Raw genomic sequence first — 15,479 nt, forward strand, 5'->3', positions numbered from 1 at the left:
CCTGACAAGACTAGCCGGGGTTCATGACAGAAGTGTTTTGGTTAGCCGCCAACGCCTTGGCCAGTCGTTTGGCCCGCGCGCCAGCCGCCAGTTGCATGACCGATTGATCGCGCTGCCACATCGTCGCCCACTCGGGATTGCCGTCACGCAGTGCCTGATCGACTTCCTCTTTAAGCCCGTCGAACTGCGCAAACAAACCACCGAGCAACACATGCCCGGCGGGATTGTTCGGCGGCTGGCGACTCACTTCCGCGCAACCGGCCAACAGCGCCAGCAAGCGCAATTGCAGCGGCTGCGGCCAGCCGCTGTCCTGAGCGACGCCGTACAGCCACGCGGTCATCGTGCTCAACACGTAAACGTCTTCAAGGGTGCGGAACGGTTTGACGTAGGCATCCCAACCGTCCCCGGCGAGCAGCTCACACAACGCATCATCGAGATGCAGCCGACCATGGCTGATGTCCGGCATCAGCGGCAGCGCCGGGAGTTTTTCCACCCGCACGCCGGGTTCGCCGGGGTACACCACCGCCAGGCTCAGGCGCGGTGATTCGCCGGGTTGTTCACTGCGCGCGGCGATCAGCAGCCAGTCCGCCGCATCGCCGGCGGTGACGAAATCCTTTTGCCCGGTGAGGCGCAGATCCGTGAGCCGGGTCTGCATGTCCGCCGGGCGCAGGCTGCGCTGCTCGGTCGCGCACATCGCACCGAGGCTCGGCGGCGCGCTCGGCCAGAGCATGCGCAACGCCGCCTGATAACCCACCAGAAACGCCAGCCCCGGCGTCGCCATCCGCCGCCCTCCCGCCACCGCCAGTTCGAACGGCGTCACGCTGCCCAGTTGCTGCAGCAACGTGGCGAAGCCCTCCGCCAGGTCGGCAACGGCGGGCAGGCGTTCGCGGCATTCAAGCAGGGTCGACCAGGTCATCAGAGGCTCCTCGTGGGCTGTCATATAAGCATCACCAAACATTCATGGCGATGACACCGGGGCTACATAGCCTGACTTTGCACAACACGGCTGCATAAAGAAAGTCGATCGGCTGCAACCCATGACGGGTTCAAGGCCCGTACGGAGATTCACATGACTCAGATCGCCCGCATCAGCGACACCGGCAATGAACGCCGCCTGCAAGCCGAACGCCTGATCGGCGCCGAGGCCTTGCAGCAAGCCCAGGCCTTGCGCTTCAACGTGTTCAGCGGCGAGTTCAACGCCAAGCTGAATGGCGCGGAGCTGGGTCTGGACATGGATGACTATGATGTTCACTGCAGCCACATCGGCGTGCGTGACCTGAACACCGGCCGCCTGGTGGCGACCACCCGTTTGCTCGATCACACCGCCGCCAGCAGCCTGGGCAAGTTCTACAGCGAAGAAGAATTCAGCCTGCACGGCCTCGCCGGCCTGCAAGGTCCGATCCTGGAAATCGGTCGCACCTGCGTCGACCCGGCCTACCGCAACGGCGGCACCATCGCCGTGCTTTGGGGCGAACTGGCCGAAGTGCTGAATCAGGGGGGCTACAGCTATCTGATGGGTTGCGCGAGCATCCCGATGCAGGACGGCGGCGTGCAGGCCCACGCGATCATGCAGCGCCTGCGCGAACGCTATCTGTGCACCGAACACCTGCGCGCCGAGCCGAAGAATCCGCTGCCGAGCCTCGACATTCCTTCGAACGTGATCGCCGAAATGCCGCCGCTGCTCAAGGCCTACATGCGCCTGGGCGCGAAGATCTGCGGCGAGCCGTGCTGGGACGAAGATTTCCAGGTCGCCGACGTGTTCATCCTGCTCAAGCGCGACGAACTCTGCCCGCGCTACGCCAAGCACTTCAAGGCGGCTGTGTAATGAGCCGGCTGCGGGTGTACGCGCGGATCGCGCGAGTGCTGCTGGTGGTGACGCTGGGTCTGAGCATGGCCAGTGTCTTCGGGGTGTTCGAGCGTTTGGGCCTGGCCCATTCGATGGAGCGTCGGCAGCGCTGGTCGCGGTTTTTCATGGCGCGTTTGAGCAATGCCCTGCCCTTTCGCGTGACCGTTCACGGCGAGCTGCCGAAACAGCCGATGCTGTGGGTCAGCAACCATGTGTCGTGGACCGACATTCCGCTGCTCGGCATGCTCACGCCGCTGTCGTTTCTGTCCAAGGCCGAAGTGCGCACCTGGCCGGTGGCCGGTTGGCTGGCGGCGAAGGCCGGCAGCCTGTTCATCCGTCGCGGTTCGGGCGACAGCCAGTTGATCCGCAAGCAGATGACCCGTCACCTGCAAACCGATCATCCGCTGCTGATGTTCCCGGAAGGCACCACCACCGACGGCCGTTCGCTGCGTACCTTTCATGGTCGCCTGCTGTCGGCGGCAATCGATTCCGAGGTGAAGCTGCAACCGGTGGCGATCCGTTATCTGCGCGAGGGCAAGATCGATTCGCTGGCGCCGTTCATTGGTGACGATGATCTGCTGTCGCACCTGATGCGCCTGTTCAGCAATGACTGCGGCGATGTCGAAATCCATCTGCTCAAGCCGATTGCCTGCCAGGGCCGGGAACGCGCGGCACTGGCGTTCGAGGCGCAGCAGGCGGTGCAGAAAGCCTTGTTCGGCGATGTGGTCAAACCGGTCGAAGCACAACATGCCCGCGATCTGATCGCGGCCTGATCGGCGACTTCTGCCTACAGCTGCCGGCCGGCAAAGTCCTGCAGCTGTGGGTAGAACAAGCGGAAGTCTTCGCTCAACGGTTCATACAACCGCCGCAACTCCTCCATCGCCCCCGCCAGTTCTTCGGGCCGGGTCAGGCGTCGGGAGATCCCGCGCAACACCTGCTCCAGCACTTCGAACTCCTGATACGAGCCCAACCAGTCATTGGCCACCATGTGCGGGGCGATCCTCGCCAGGCGCTCGGGCAATTGCCGCTCGCTGGACAGCACGCGGTAGACGTCGGTGGTGAATTGACCGAGCGGCCGGTCGGCGTACTGCGTCCAGTCGCGGGCCAGGCAATGATCGAAAAACACGTCGAGGACGATGCCCGCGTAACGGCGACGGGTCGTGGAAAACCGCGCCAGTGACGCGTCCACCAATGGATGGCGATCAGTGAACACGTCGATCTGACGATGCAGGGCAATCGCCGCCTCGATCTCCGGGTCGAACTGCCCTTGCAGCCGCCCTTTGACGAAATCGCCATACAGACTGCCGAGCAGTTGACCGGGGCGCTGGCCACCGAGGTGTAAATGTGCGAGATAGTTCATGGGCGCAGCTTAGCACCGCGCCCGCGTTTGTTTACACCTCACATATCGTTATAACCCGATATACCGATTTATGCGGTCGTCAGATCAAATTCATATTGGTGTATCGCGAAGTACCGATATAAAGTTCGCCTCATCGCGATATAGCGCTACACACATCACGAGCACCCAGCCATGAACATTGACCTCGACGAAATAATAAAAGCCCTGGCACACCCAGTACGGCGAGACATCCTCAACTGGCTGAAAGACCCGAAAGCCCAGTTTCCTGAACAGATCCACAACCACGAGTACGGCATCTGCGCCGGGCAGATCGATCAACGTTGCGGCCTGTCGCAATCGACCGTTTCCGCCCACCTGGCCACCCTGCAACGGGCCGGGCTGATCAGCAGCCAGAAAGCTGGCCAGTGGCACTTTTTCAAACGCAACGAGGACGTGATCCAGGCGTTCCTCAGCACCCTCAGCAAAGAGCTCTGACCCTTAACGTCAGCCAGCCAAAAGGATCAAACGATGCCCCTCTCGCTACTCATACTCGCCTTGAGCGCCTTCGCCATCGGCACCACCGAGTTCGTCATCATGGGCCTGCTGCCCAATGTGGCGGCCGACCTCGGTGTGTCGATCCCCGGCGCCGGCTGGCTGGTGACCGGCTACGCCCTGGGCGTGGCGATTGGTGCACCGTTCATGGCAATGGCCACTGCAAAACTGCCGCGCAAGGCTGCACTGGTAACGCTGATGGGCATTTTCATTATCGGCAACCTGCTCTGCGCCATCGCCACTGATTACAACGTGCTGATGTTCGCCCGTGTCGTTACAGCCCTCTGCCACGGTGCGTTCTTCGGCATCGGTTCGGTGGTCGCGGCCAACCTGGTGGCGCCGAACAAACGCGCCTCGGCCGTGGCCCTGATGTTCACCGGCCTGACCCTGGCCAACGTGCTGGGCGTACCGCTGGGCACTGCGCTCGGTCAGGAAGCCGGCTGGCGCTCGACCTTCTGGGCAGTGACCGTGATCGGTGTGATCGCGCTGATCGGCCTGATCCGCTTCCTGCCGGCCAAGCGTGACGAAGAAAAACTCGACATGCGCGCCGAACTGGCCGCGCTCAAAGGCGCCGGTATCTGGCTGTCGCTGAGCATGACCGCGCTGTTCGCCGCCTCGGTGTTCACCCTGTTCACTTACGTCGCTCCGCTGTTGGGTGATGTCACCGGTGTCTCGCCCCGTGGCGTGACCTGGACCCTGATGCTCATCGGCCTGGGCCTGACCGTCGGCAACATCATCGGCGGCAAACTGGCTGACAAGGGCCTGGCCGCGACGCTGATCGGCGTGTTCATCGCCATGGCCGTGACCTCCACCGTCCTGACCTGGACCAGCATCGCGCTGATCCCGACCGAAATCACCCTGTTCCTCTGGGCCACCGCGTGTTTCGCCGCCGTGCCGGCCCTGCAAGTGAACGTCGTGACCTACGGCCAGGCCGCACCGAACCTGGTGTCGACCCTGAACATCGGCGCCTTCAACGTCGGCAACGCCCTCGGCGCCTGGGTCGGCGGCAGCGTCATCGCCCACGGCTACGGCCTGACCAGCGTGCCTCTTGCTGCCGCAGCACTCGCGGTCCTGGCACTGCTGGTAACCCTGATCACATTCCGCCAGAACGGCAATCCCGAGCTGGCCACCGCTAACTGATTCACTCACTTACCTCACGAGGGTTGTATCTCATGGCAACAATTTTCGATCCGATCAAACTGGGCGACCTTGAGCTGTCCAACCGCATCATCATGGCGCCGCTGACCCGCTGCCGCGCCGACGAAGGCCGCGTACCCAACGCGCTGATGGCCGAGTACTACGTACAGCGCGCCTCGGCCGGCCTGATCCTCAGCGAAGCCACCTCGGTGACCCCGATGGGCGTCGGCTACCCGGACACCCCGGGCATCTGGTCCAACGATCAGGTGCGCGGCTGGACCAACGTGACCAAAGCCGTTCACGCCGCCGGCGGCAAGATCGTCCTGCAACTGTGGCACGTCGGCCGGATCTCCCACCCGTCGTACCTGAACGGCGAAACGCCGGTTGCACCGAGCGCCATCCAGCCAAAAGGCCATGTCAGCCTGGTTCGCCCGCTGGCCGACTATCCAACCCCGCGCGCACTGGAAACCGCTGAAATCGCCGACATCGTCGACGCTTACCGCGTCGGTGCAGAGAACGCCAAGGCAGCCGGTTTCGACGGCGTGGAAATCCACGGCGCCAACGGCTACCTGCTCGACCAGTTCCTGCAAAGCAGCACCAACCAGCGCACCGACAACTACGGCGGCTCCCTGGAAAACCGCGCCCGCCTGCTGCTGGAAGTGACCGACGCCGCGATCGAAGTCTGGGGCGCCGGCCGTGTCGGCGTACACCTGGCACCACGCGCCGACTCCCATGACATGGGCGACGACAACCTGGCCGAAACCTTCACCTACGTGGCCCGCGAGCTGGGCAAGCGTGGCATCGCCTTCATCTGCTCCCGCGAGAAAGAAGGTGCCGACAGCCTCGGCCCACAACTGAAAGAAGCCTTCGGCGGCGCGTACATCGCCAACGAACGCTTCACCAAGGATAGCGCCAACGCGTGGCTGGCCGAGGGCAAGGCTGACGCCGTGGCATTCGGCATCCCGTTCATTGCCAACCCGGACCTGCCGGCTCGTTTGAAGGCGGATGCGCCGCTGAACGAACCGCACCCGGAAACCTTCTACGGCAAAGGCGCGGTCGGCTACCTCGACTACCCGACGCTGTAAGCCACCCCGCAGAAACACAAAAGCCCCCGACTCGCGAGAGTCGGGGGCTTTTTATTGATCGCCGGGTGGGCGAGCCGCTCACATTCGTTCACAGGCTCGACACAAAATCCCTACAAAATACGTAGCTCGCTACATGTCAACCCGTGCCGCAGAGGTATATAAAAGCATCCCGTTGCAGCGGGGCGAGTGAACAGGGATCTTCACCCTCCTCCGTCATTGACACAAACTGATCCAATAACGAATTTTGTTTCATTTGCGCAGGCTGGGGCTCAGGCGCAGCATGTCCAGCCCGGTATCGACCCAGCGCTCGGCCTCGGCGTACAGTTCGAAGCTGTCCGGCGCCAGTAGCCATCCATAAAGGAGGCCGTCGATATAGGCGTGAATGCTGATGGCTGCCCGGGCAGTGTCGAGGTCTGCCGGCAACTGCCCACGATTGACCGCATTACTCAATGTCAGCGCGATCCGCACATTGCAATCGAGGCTGGCGGTCCGGCGCTGTTGGCGCAGATCGCACATTTCATCGGTGAACTCGCACTTATGAAACAGAATTTCGTTGATACGCCGGGTCTTCGGGTCCAGCGCAACTTGATGAAACAAATGAATGAGCAATTTGCGCATGCAGCCCAGCGGATCGGGCTCGTCTTCGCTTTCGCTGGCCTTGGCCAGTTCGTCCAGCGGCTCATGCAGGGTATCGAGCATGGCTTGCAGCAAATCGGCCTTGTTGCTGAAGTGCCAGTAGATGGCACCGCGCGTCACCCCGGCCAGGGTGGCGATGTCCGACAGGGTCGTGCGGGCCACGCCCCGCTCATAGAAGGCCTTCTCGGCCGCTTCGAGAATCTGGCTGCGCGTTTCCTGAGCTTCCTCTTTGGTACGACGAACCATGGCAGTAAAACCTCAAACAGGATGTTTCAGGGATGGCTGGATATCCGCTGAATAAAAAAGGGTTGATCTCTCGCGGATCGGCTCCCCGGCCTACAATTTCAGACCTTGCGACGACTTTTGTAACAGGGTGGATACGACGCCAAGGTGTTTACAAACAACCATGAACGTAAGTATATTCCTTAGCAAGCTACTTATCCACCCGGTAACCCTTTTTTACCCTTCCACACTTCTTGTGCGCTTTTCGCGCGCCTGACCCGAGGATCTTCATGCAATTCAAGCCAGCTGTTACCGCTCTGGTCACTGCCGTCGCCCTGGCATCGCTGCTCAGCGGATGTAAAAAGGAAGAGGCGGCTCCCGCCGCACCACCTCCTCAGGTCGGCGTCGTCACCCTGCAACCACAAGCCTTTACCCTGACTTCCGAACTGCCGGGCCGCACCAGTGCGTTCCGCATCGCCGAAGTTCGTCCGCAGGTCAACGGCATCATTCTCAAGCGTCTGTTCAAGGAAGGCGGCGATGTCAAAGCCGGCCAGCAGCTGTATCAGATCGATCCGTCGGTCTATGAAGCGACCCTGAAAAGCGCCGAAGCCAACCTGCGTTCGACCAAGTCGATCTCCGACCGCTACAAACAACTGGTCGACGAGCAGGCCGTCAGCCGTCAGGAATACGACACCGCCGTGGCCAACCGCCTGCAATCGGAAGCGTCGTTGCAGACCGCACAGATCAACGTGCGCTACACCAAGGTCTACGCACCGATCTCCGGTCGTATCGGCCGCTCTTCGGTGACCGAAGGCGCGCTGGTCAGCAGCGGCCAGACCGACGCGATGGCCGTGATCCAGCAACTGGACCCGATCTACGTCGACGTCACCCAGTCCTCGGTCGAATTGCTGGAACTGCGCCGCGAACTGGAAAGTGGCCGCCTGCAAAAGGCTGGCGACAACGCCGCTGCGGTCAAGCTGACCCTCGAAGACGGCAGCCAGTACAAGCTCGACGGTAAGCTGGAATTCTCCGAAGTGTCGGTCGATCAGACCACCGGTTCCGTGACCCTGCGCGCTGTGTTCCCGAACCCGGATCACACCCTGCTGCCGGGCATGTTCGTCCACGCGCAGTTGCAGGCCGGTGTGAACAGCGCCGCGATCCTCGCACCGCAGCAAGGCGTGACCCGCGACCTCAAAGGCACCCCGACCGCGCTGGTCGTCGGCCCGGACAACAAAGTCGAACTGCGCCAGCTCAAGGCCAGCCGCACTGTCGGCAGCCAGTGGCTGATCGAAGACGGCCTGAAGGCCGGCGATCGCCTGATCACCGAAGGGCTGCAATTCGTCAAACCGGGTGTTGAGGTCAAACCGACCGAAGCGACCAATGTCGGCAACAAGAACCCGGCCCCCGCACAGGCAGCTGACAAAGCCGCCGGCGGCAAAGGGGAGTAATCCATGTCAAAATTTTTCATCGACCGTCCGATTTTCGCCTGGGTAATTGCCCTGGTGATCATGCTGGTCGGGGCACTTTCGATCCTGAAACTGCCGATCAACCAGTACCCGAGCATTGCGCCACCGGCCATTGCGATCTCCGTGACCTACCCGGGTGCTTCGGCACAGACGGTTCAGGACACCGTGGTCCAAGTGATCGAGCAGCAACTCAACGGTATCGACAACCTGCGTTATGTGTCCTCGGAAAGTAACTCCGACGGCAGCATGACCATCACCGCGACCTTCGAGCAGGGCACCAACTCCGACACCGCGCAGGTCCAGGTCCAGAACAAGCTGAACCTGGCCACCCCGCTGCTGCCGCAGGAAGTGCAGCAACAGGGTATCCGCGTGACCAAGGCAGTGAAGAACTTCCTGCTGGTGATCGGCGTGGTGTCGCGTGACGGCAGCATGACCAAGGACGACCTGTCCAACTACATCGTGTCGAACATGCAGGACCCGATCTCGCGGACCGCCGGTGTCGGTGACTTCCAGGTCTTCGGTGCCCAGTACGCGATGCGTATCTGGCTCGACCCGGCCAAGTTGAACAACTTCAACCTGACCCCGGTCGACGTGAAAACCGCGATTGCGGCGCAGAACGTCCAGGTGTCGTCCGGTCAGCTCGGCGGCTTGCCTGCCGTGCAGGGCCAGCAACTGAACGCCACGATCATCGGCAAGACCCGTCTGCAGACCGCCGAGCAGTTCAAAGAGATTCTGCTCAAGGTCAACAAGGACGGCTCGCAGGTTCGCTTGAAAGACGTCGCCGACGTCGGCCTGGGTGGCGAGAACTATGCGATCAGCGCCCAGTTCAACGGCAGCCCGGCTTCCGGTCTGGCGGTGAAACTGGCCAACGGCGCCAACGCCCTCGACACTGCAAAAGCACTGCGCAAGACGATTGACGACCTCAAGCCGTTCTTCCCGCAAGGTATGGAAGTGGTGTTCCCGTACGACACCACCCCGGTGGTGACCGAGTCGATCAAAGGCGTGGTTCACACCCTGGTCGAAGCGATTGCGCTGGTGTTCCTGGTGATGTTCCTGTTCCTGCAGAACTTCCGCGCCACGGTTATCACCACGATGACCGTGCCGGTGGTATTGCTCGGTACGTTCGGCATCCTCGCGGCGGCCGGTTTCAGCATCAACACCCTGACCATGTTCGGTATGGTGCTGGCCATCGGCTTGCTGGTGGACGACGCCATCGTCGTGGTGGAAAACGTCGAGCGGGTGATGAGCGAAGAAGGCTTGTCACCGAAGGAAGCGACCAAGAAATCCATGGGCCAGATCCAGGGCGCCCTGGTCGGTATCGCCCTGGTACTGTCGGCGGTATTGCTGCCGATGGCGTTCTTCAGCGGCTCCACCGGTGTGATCTACAAGCAGTTCTCGATCACCATCGTGTCGGCCATGGCGCTGTCGGTACTGGTCGCGCTGATCTTCACCCCGGCGCTGTGCGCCACCATGCTCAAGGCGATTCCGCACGGTGAGCACGGCACGCCGAAAAAGGGTTTCTTCGGCTGGTTCAACCGCAACTTCGACCGAGGCGTCAACAGCTACGAGCGCGGTGTCGGCAACATGCTGTCGCGCAAGGCGCCGTACCTGCTGGCCTACCTGCTGATCGTGGTCGGCATGATCTGGCTGTTCACCCGCATTCCGACTGCGTTCCTGCCGGAAGAAGACCAGGGCGTTCTGTTCGCCCAGGTGCAGACGCCAGCCGGTTCCAGTGCCCAGCGCACTCAGGTGGTGGTGGATGAAATGCGTGAATTCCTGCTGCGTCCGACCAAGGATGGCGGTGAAGGCGACGCGGTAGCCTCGGTGTTCACCGTGACCGGCTTCAACTTCGCCGGCCGTGGCCAGAGCTCGGGTATGGCGTTCATCATGCTCAAGCCGTGGGACGAACGTAACGCCGACAACAGCGTGTTCAAACTCGCCGCCCGCGCCCAGCAGCACTTCTTCAGCTTCCGCGATGCGATGGTGTTCGCCTTCGCCCCGCCAGCAGTACTGGAGCTGGGTAACGCCACCGGTTTCGACGTGTTCCTGCAGGACCGCGCCGGTATCGGTCACGAGAAGTTGATGGCTGCACGCAACCAGTTCCTCGGCATGGCCGCGCAGAGCAAGGTGCTCACCCAGGTCCGTCCGAACGGTCTGAACGACGAGCCGCAATTCCAGCTGGAAATCGACGACGAGAAGGCCAGTGCCCTGGGCATTACGATCTCCGACATCAACAACACCCTGTCGATTGCATTGGGCAGTAGCTACGTCAACGACTTCATCGACCGTGGTCGGGTGAAGAAGGTGTACGTGCAGGGCCGGCCAGACTCGCGCATGAGCCCGGAAGACCTGAAGAAGTGGTACGTGCGCAACGCCTCCGGCACCATGGTTCCATTCTCCGCATTCGCCAAGGGCGAGTGGATCTACGGTTCGCCGAAGCTGGCGCGTTACAACGGCGTTGAAGCGGTCGAGATCCTCGGTGCCCCGGCGCCGGGTTACTCCACCGGTGAAGCGATGGCCGAAGTCGAGGCGATTGCCAAGAAACTGCCGGCCGGCGTGGGTATCTCGTGGACCGGTCTGTCGTACGAAGAACGCCTGTCCGGCTCGCAGGCTCCGGCGCTGTACGCCCTGTCGCTGCTGATGGTGTTCCTGTGTCTGGCGGCGCTGTATGAAAGCTGGTCGATTCCGATCGCGGTCATGCTCGTGGTACCGCTGGGGATCATCGGTGCGTTGATGGCCACCAGCCTGCGCGGTCTGTCGAACGACGTGTACTTCCAGGTGGGTCTGTTGACGACCATTGGTCTGGCGGCTAAAAACGCCATTCTGATCGTCGAGTTCGCCAAGGAATTGCACGAGCAGGGACGCAGTCTGCGCGATGCGGCCATTGAAGCCTGCCGCATGCGTCTGCGACCGATCATCATGACGTCGCTGGCCTTCGTCCTCGGTGTTGTACCGTTGGCTATCTCCACCGGCGCCGGCTCGGGCAGTCAACACGCGATCGGTACCGGCGTGATTGGCGGTATGCTCACCGCAACGATCCTGGCGATTTTCTGGGTTCCACTGTTCTTCGTCACTGTGTCGTCCATGGGTCAGCGCAAAAACGCCGGCAAGGATGACACCATAGAAACTCCTAAAGAGGCTGGCCAATGAGCAAGTCGCTACTCTCCATCGCAGTCGCCGCCTTCGTGCTGAGCGGTTGCTCGCTGATACCGGATTATCAGCAGCCTGAAGCACCGGTGGCGGGCCAATACCCGCAGGGTCCGGCGTACTCGCCGGCCCAGGCACCGGCGCAGGCCGCTGCCGAACAGGGCTGGAAGCAGTTTTTCCATGACCCGGCCCTGCAACAGCTGATCCAGGTCGCCCTGGAAAACAACCGCGACCTGCGTGTCGCGGCGCTGAACATCGACGCCTATGCGGCTCAATACCGCATCCAGCGCGCCGACCTGTTCCCGGCCGTGTCGGCCAATGCCAGCGGCAGCCGTCAGCGGGTTCCGGCCCGTGCGTCGCAGACCGGTGAAGCGGCCATCAGCAGCTCCTACTCCGCTACCGTCGGCATCAGCGCCTACGAACTCGACCTGTTCGGTCGGGTTCGCAGCCTCAGCGAACAAGCGCTGCAACAATACTTCGCCACCGAAGAAGCGCGCCGCAGCACCCAGATCAGCCTGGTGGCCAGCGTGGCCAACGCCTACCTGACCTGGCAGGCCGACAAGGAACTGCTGAAGCTGACTCAGGACACCCTCGGTGCCTTCGAGGAAAGCTACAAGCTGACCAGCCGCAGCAACGATGTCGGTGTGGCTTCGGCGCTGGACCTGGCGCAGTCGCGTACTTCGGTTGAGAACGCCCGGGCACAACTGGCGCGTTACACCCGCCAGGTCGCCCAGGACGAAAACAGCCTGACCCTGCTGCTCGGCACCGGCGTACCGGCCAACCTGCAAGCGGCCAAACCGCTGTCGGATGACCTGCTGGCCGACGTGCCGGCCGGCCTGCCGTCGGATCTGCTGCAACGTCGTCCGGACATCCTTCAGGCCGAGTACAACCTGAAGGCGGCCAACGCCAACATCGGCGCGGCCCGTGCAGCGTTCTTCCCGAGCATCAGCCTGACCGCCAACGCGGGCAGCCTGAGCCCGGACCTGTCCGGCCTGTTCAAGGGCGGTTCGGGCACGTGGCTGTTCCAGCCGCAGATCAACCTGCCGATCTTCAACGCCGGCAGCCTGCGCGCCAGCCTCGACTACGCCAAGATCCAGAAGGACATTGGCGTGGCGAACTACGAGAAGTCCATTCAAACGGCCTTCCAGGAAGTCGCCGACGGCCTGGCAGCGCGCCAGACCTACACCGAGCAATTGCAGGCCCAGCGTGATTTCGTCGCCGCCAACCAGGATTACTACCGCCTGGCAGAGCGTCGCTATCGCATCGGCGTCGACAGCAACCTGACCTTCCTCGATGCCCAGCGTCAGCTGTTCAGCGCGCAACAATCGCTGATCACCGACCGCCTCGCGCAGCTGACCAGTGCGGTCAACCTGTACAAGGCCCTGGGCGGTGGCTGGAATGCGCAGACCGCGCAGAACGAACCGCTGAAGGAAGAAGCACCGAAGATGAAGCTGTTCTGATCATCCGCTGAACACAAGAAGCCCGCCGATTGGCGGGCTTTTTGTTGCCCGCAAATCTTGCGTTCGATAATCGCCCAAATTCCACTTTCGCCGATTGAATCGCCTCGCCCGCGCCCCGCACCATTCGAGCCACAAAACCAATAACAACAGGTTCGACACCATGCTCCCGCGCCCTGCTCCTCCCGGCTGATCGCCGCCGCTTCGCCTCTGAATCCATCGAATGTCTGCGCCTTGAAAAACGGCCGCAGCGCCCCCGTTCGCCCCAAAAAAAACAAGAGAGACCCGAGCCCATGACAACCTCCCCTGCGCCCTACGCACTTCCCGGTCTGATAGCCCTCGCCCTGGCCGGCATCGCGCTGCCCGCTGCGGCTGAAGAACCCGGTTTTATCGACGGGGCCAAGGTCAACCTGAACCTGCGTAACTTCTACATCAACCGCAACTTCACCAACCCGACCAAGGCTCAGGGCAAGGCTGAAGAGTGGACGCAGAACTTCATCCTCGACGCCAAGTCCGGTTTCACCCAAGGCACCGTCGGGTTCGGCCTGGATGTGCTGGGGTTGTACTCGGTGAAGCTCGATGGCGGCAAAGGCACTGGCGGCACGCAACTGCTGCCACTGGATCATGACGGTCGTCCGGCGGACAACTTCGGCCGCACCAACGTCGCGTTCAAGGCGAAGCTGTCGCAAACGGAAGTGAAGGTCGGCGAATGGATGCCGGTGCTGCCGATCCTGCGTTCGGACGACGGCCGCTCACTGCCGCAGACCTTTCGCGGCGGCCAGATCACCTCGAAGGAAATCGACGGCCTGACCCTCTACGGCGGCCAGTTCCGCGCCAACAGCCCGCGCGACGACAGCAGCATGAGCGACATGTCGATGACCGGCAAAGCCGCCTTCACCTCCGACCGCTTCAACTTCCAGGGCGGCGAATACGTATTCAACGACAAGCGTACCCAGATCGGTCTGTGGAACGCCGAGCTCAAGGACATCTACAGCCAGCAATACGTCAACCTGATCCACAGCCAGCCAATCGGCGACTGGACCCTCGGCGCCAACCTCGGCTTCTTCTACGGCAAGGACGACGGCAGTGCCCGCGCCGGCGACCTCGACAACAAGACCTGGTCAGGCCTGTTCTCGGCAAAATACGGTGGCCACACCTTCTACGTCGGCCTGCAAAAACTCACCGGCGACAGCGCCTGGATGCGCGTCAACGGCACCAGCGGCGGCACCCTGGCCAACGACAGCTACAACGCCAGCTACGACAACGCGCAGGAACGCTCCTGGCAGGTGCGTCACGACTACAACTTCGTTGCCCTGGGCATCCCCGGCCTGACCCTGATGAACCGTTACATCAGTGGCGACAACGTGCACACAGGCACCATCACCGACGGCAAGGAATGGGGCCGCGAATCGGAACTGGGCTACACCGTGCAGAGCGGTGCGCTGAAGAACCTGAACGTCAGATGGCGCAACTCGACCATGCGCCGCGACTTCAGCAACAACGAGTTCGACGAGAACCGCCTGATCGTCAGCTATCCGATCAGTTTGCTCTAAGCCGCCTGTCCGAATGGCTGGCGTTACGCCAGCCATCATTTAAAGTGGAAAAACCTGAAGGACTCAGGTGCTCCACCCTCTTCGCTTCCGTTATCTGTTGATGTCGGTCCCCAAGACTTGGCCAGGTTGTCATCGGAAGACCCTGCTGATCACCGGAGGACGACCTCATGATCACCCGACTCAAACCGGCTCCCGTCGACAAAGACTGGGACGCCCGGGCGTACCAGCAATTTTCCCGTCTCAGGCAACAACCAGTCGATGAGTTGCTCAGCCGCGTCGACCTGCACAATCCTCAGCGCATTTACGACCTCGGTTGCGGCACCGGGATTGCCACCAAGGTTCTGGCCGATCGCTGGCCGCAGGCAGATATCAAAGGCATCGACAGTTCGAAAGACATGCTTGAGGTCGCCCGTTGCCTGCCGATCAAGGCGCGCTGGCAACACGCCGAACTGCAGCACTGGAAACCCCGCAAGCCGGCCGACCTGTTGTTCGCCGCGGCCGTGCTGCATTTCATCGATGACCATCAAACGCTGTTGCCGGGACTGCTTCGCCACCTCAACCCTGGCGGGTGCCTCGCCGCGCACATGCCGGACTGGCGTGATGCGCTGTGGTATCAGCTGATGCTCGACACCCTCGACGACGCCGGACCCTGCGGTCGCCCCATCGGCACTGCACAATTGCGCCAGCGCATGGCCGCGCGGCCGTTGTTGTCGCTGGAGGCTTACTACCGGCTGCTGGCCCCGCTGACCCAGTCACTGGATATCTGGGAAACAGAGCAATTGCAGGTGGTCGACGGCAAGTCGCCGGTTTATGACTGGGTGAAGGTGTCGGCGCTGCGGCCGGTGATGCAGGGACTGACGTCAGAGGAACAGGCGCGCTTTATTTATCACTACCTGATGCGGGTGCACGCGCATTATCCGCAGGAGAAAAACGGACATACGTTGTTTGCGTTCAAGCGGATTTTCATTGTCGCCAAGGTTTGAATCGGCGCGGCAAATACCGCCATCGCTAGCAGGCTAGCTCCCACAATGGACCGCAT

13 protein-coding genes are annotated in these 15,479 nt (G+C 62.0%); 10 read left to right on the top strand and 3 right to left on the bottom strand.

Annotation, left to right across the window (positions count from 1 at the left end):
- Positions 1–10: 10 nt before the first annotated feature.
- The gene (locus tag EIY71_RS18800) at positions 11–916 is read right to left on the bottom strand and encodes an acyl-CoA dehydrogenase family protein (RefSeq protein ID WP_134022686.1); all 906 of its coding nucleotides are present in this window, start codon (positions 914–916) and stop codon (positions 11–13) included.
- Between the two features lie 153 nt (positions 917–1,069).
- On the opposite strand from EIY71_RS18800, the gene olsB reads away from it, so the two are divergent.
- On the top strand, positions 1,070–1,825 hold the full coding sequence (olsB, locus tag EIY71_RS18805) for an L-ornithine N(alpha)-acyltransferase (RefSeq protein WP_007957877.1): 756 nt from the start codon (positions 1,070–1,072) through the stop codon (positions 1,823–1,825).
- Positions 1,825–2,619, top strand: coding sequence for a 1-acyl-sn-glycerol-3-phosphate acyltransferase (locus EIY71_RS18810; RefSeq protein ID WP_085748208.1), 795 nt, complete (start codon positions 1,825–1,827; stop codon positions 2,617–2,619). Before olsB ends, EIY71_RS18810 begins: the two co-directional genes overlap by 1 nt.
- A gap of 14 nt (positions 2,620–2,633) precedes the next feature.
- Here EIY71_RS18810 and EIY71_RS18815 read toward each other — a convergent pair whose 3' ends face one another.
- Positions 2,634–3,206, bottom strand: coding sequence for an ACP phosphodiesterase (locus EIY71_RS18815; RefSeq protein ID WP_064382979.1), 573 nt, complete (start codon positions 3,204–3,206; stop codon positions 2,634–2,636).
- A 171-nt stretch (positions 3,207–3,377) separates the two neighbouring features.
- On the opposite strand from EIY71_RS18815, the gene EIY71_RS18820 reads away from it, so the two are divergent.
- The 3 genes from EIY71_RS18820 to EIY71_RS18830 are packed head-to-tail and all read left to right on the top strand — an operon-like array spanning position 3,378 to position 5,959.
- Positions 3,378–3,680 (top strand): helix-turn-helix transcriptional regulator, encoded by a 303-nt coding sequence (locus tag EIY71_RS18820; protein WP_007957866.1) that lies wholly within the window; start codon positions 3,378–3,380, stop codon positions 3,678–3,680.
- 33 nt (positions 3,681–3,713) lie between these two features.
- Complete coding sequence (locus tag EIY71_RS18825) at positions 3,714–4,877, top strand: MFS transporter (protein WP_011332833.1); 1,164 nt, start codon at positions 3,714–3,716, stop codon at positions 4,875–4,877.
- Positions 4,878–4,909: 32 nt separating this feature from the next.
- Positions 4,910–5,959, top strand: coding sequence for an alkene reductase (locus tag EIY71_RS18830; RefSeq protein WP_011332832.1), 1,050 nt, complete (start codon positions 4,910–4,912; stop codon positions 5,957–5,959).
- Between the two features lie 249 nt (positions 5,960–6,208).
- Here the strand turns inward: EIY71_RS18830 and emhR are convergent, their stop codons facing one another.
- Positions 6,209–6,841 (bottom strand): efflux system transcriptional repressor EmhR, encoded by a 633-nt coding sequence (gene emhR / locus EIY71_RS18835; protein ID WP_007957850.1) that lies wholly within the window; start codon positions 6,839–6,841, stop codon positions 6,209–6,211.
- A 266-nt stretch (positions 6,842–7,107) separates the two neighbouring features.
- Between emhR and emhA the strand changes: the two genes are divergently transcribed.
- From emhA to EIY71_RS18860, 5 genes are all read left to right on the top strand, one after another.
- Positions 7,108–8,265, top strand: coding sequence for an efflux RND transporter periplasmic adaptor subunit EmhA (emhA, locus tag EIY71_RS18840; RefSeq protein WP_085748207.1), 1,158 nt, complete (start codon positions 7,108–7,110; stop codon positions 8,263–8,265).
- Between the two features lie 3 nt (positions 8,266–8,268).
- On the top strand, positions 8,269–11,433 hold the full coding sequence (gene emhB / locus EIY71_RS18845; RefSeq protein ID WP_129973608.1) for an efflux RND transporter permease subunit EmhB: 3,165 nt from the start codon (positions 8,269–8,271) through the stop codon (positions 11,431–11,433).
- The gene (emhC, locus tag EIY71_RS18850; RefSeq protein ID WP_134022688.1) at positions 11,430–12,890 is read left to right on the top strand and encodes an efflux RND transporter outer membrane subunit EmhC; all 1,461 of its coding nucleotides are present in this window, start codon (positions 11,430–11,432) and stop codon (positions 12,888–12,890) included. The genes emhB and emhC overlap by 4 nt, the downstream gene beginning before the upstream one ends.
- Positions 12,891–13,180: 290 nt before the next feature.
- The gene (locus tag EIY71_RS18855; RefSeq protein WP_134022690.1) at positions 13,181–14,440 is read left to right on the top strand and encodes an OprD family porin; all 1,260 of its coding nucleotides are present in this window, start codon (positions 13,181–13,183) and stop codon (positions 14,438–14,440) included.
- A gap of 167 nt (positions 14,441–14,607) precedes the next feature.
- Complete coding sequence (locus EIY71_RS18860) at positions 14,608–15,423, top strand: methyltransferase domain-containing protein (protein ID WP_134022692.1); 816 nt, start codon at positions 14,608–14,610, stop codon at positions 15,421–15,423.
- Positions 15,424–15,479 lie beyond the last annotated feature (56 nt).

This window comes from Pseudomonas sp. CH235 (assembly GCF_004368175.1).
In the GTDB taxonomy this organism is placed as follows: domain Bacteria; phylum Pseudomonadota; class Gammaproteobacteria; order Pseudomonadales; family Pseudomonadaceae; genus Aquipseudomonas; species Aquipseudomonas paraglycinae.

Excerpts from the sequence above, each read along its gene's own strand:
- EIY71_RS18800 (WP_134022686.1), bottom strand. The coding sequence starts at position 916 with ATGACCTGGTCGACCCTGCTTGAATGCCGCGAACGCCTGCCCGCCGTT.
- EIY71_RS18830 (WP_011332832.1), top strand. The coding sequence starts at position 4,910 with ATGGCAACAATTTTCGATCCGATCAAACTGGGCGACCTTGAGCTGTCC.
- emhC (WP_134022688.1), top strand. The coding sequence starts at position 11,430 with ATGAGCAAGTCGCTACTCTCCATCGCAGTCGCCGCCTTCGTGCTGAGC.
- EIY71_RS18855 (WP_134022690.1), top strand. The coding sequence starts at position 13,181 with ATGACAACCTCCCCTGCGCCCTACGCACTTCCCGGTCTGATAGCCCTC.
- EIY71_RS18825 (WP_011332833.1), top strand. The coding sequence starts at position 3,714 with ATGCCCCTCTCGCTACTCATACTCGCCTTGAGCGCCTTCGCCATCGGC.
- EIY71_RS18820 (WP_007957866.1), top strand. The coding sequence starts at position 3,378 with ATGAACATTGACCTCGACGAAATAATAAAAGCCCTGGCACACCCAGTA.
- EIY71_RS18815 (WP_064382979.1), bottom strand. The coding sequence starts at position 3,206 with ATGAACTATCTCGCACATTTACACCTCGGTGGCCAGCGCCCCGGTCAA.
- emhR (WP_007957850.1), bottom strand. The coding sequence starts at position 6,841 with ATGGTTCGTCGTACCAAAGAGGAAGCTCAGGAAACGCGCAGCCAGATT.
- EIY71_RS18810 (WP_085748208.1), top strand. The coding sequence starts at position 1,825 with ATGAGCCGGCTGCGGGTGTACGCGCGGATCGCGCGAGTGCTGCTGGTG.
- olsB (WP_007957877.1), top strand. The coding sequence starts at position 1,070 with ATGACTCAGATCGCCCGCATCAGCGACACCGGCAATGAACGCCGCCTG.
- EIY71_RS18860 (WP_134022692.1), top strand. The coding sequence starts at position 14,608 with ATGATCACCCGACTCAAACCGGCTCCCGTCGACAAAGACTGGGACGCC.
- emhA (WP_085748207.1), top strand. The coding sequence starts at position 7,108 with ATGCAATTCAAGCCAGCTGTTACCGCTCTGGTCACTGCCGTCGCCCTG.
- emhB (WP_129973608.1), top strand. The coding sequence starts at position 8,269 with ATGTCAAAATTTTTCATCGACCGTCCGATTTTCGCCTGGGTAATTGCC.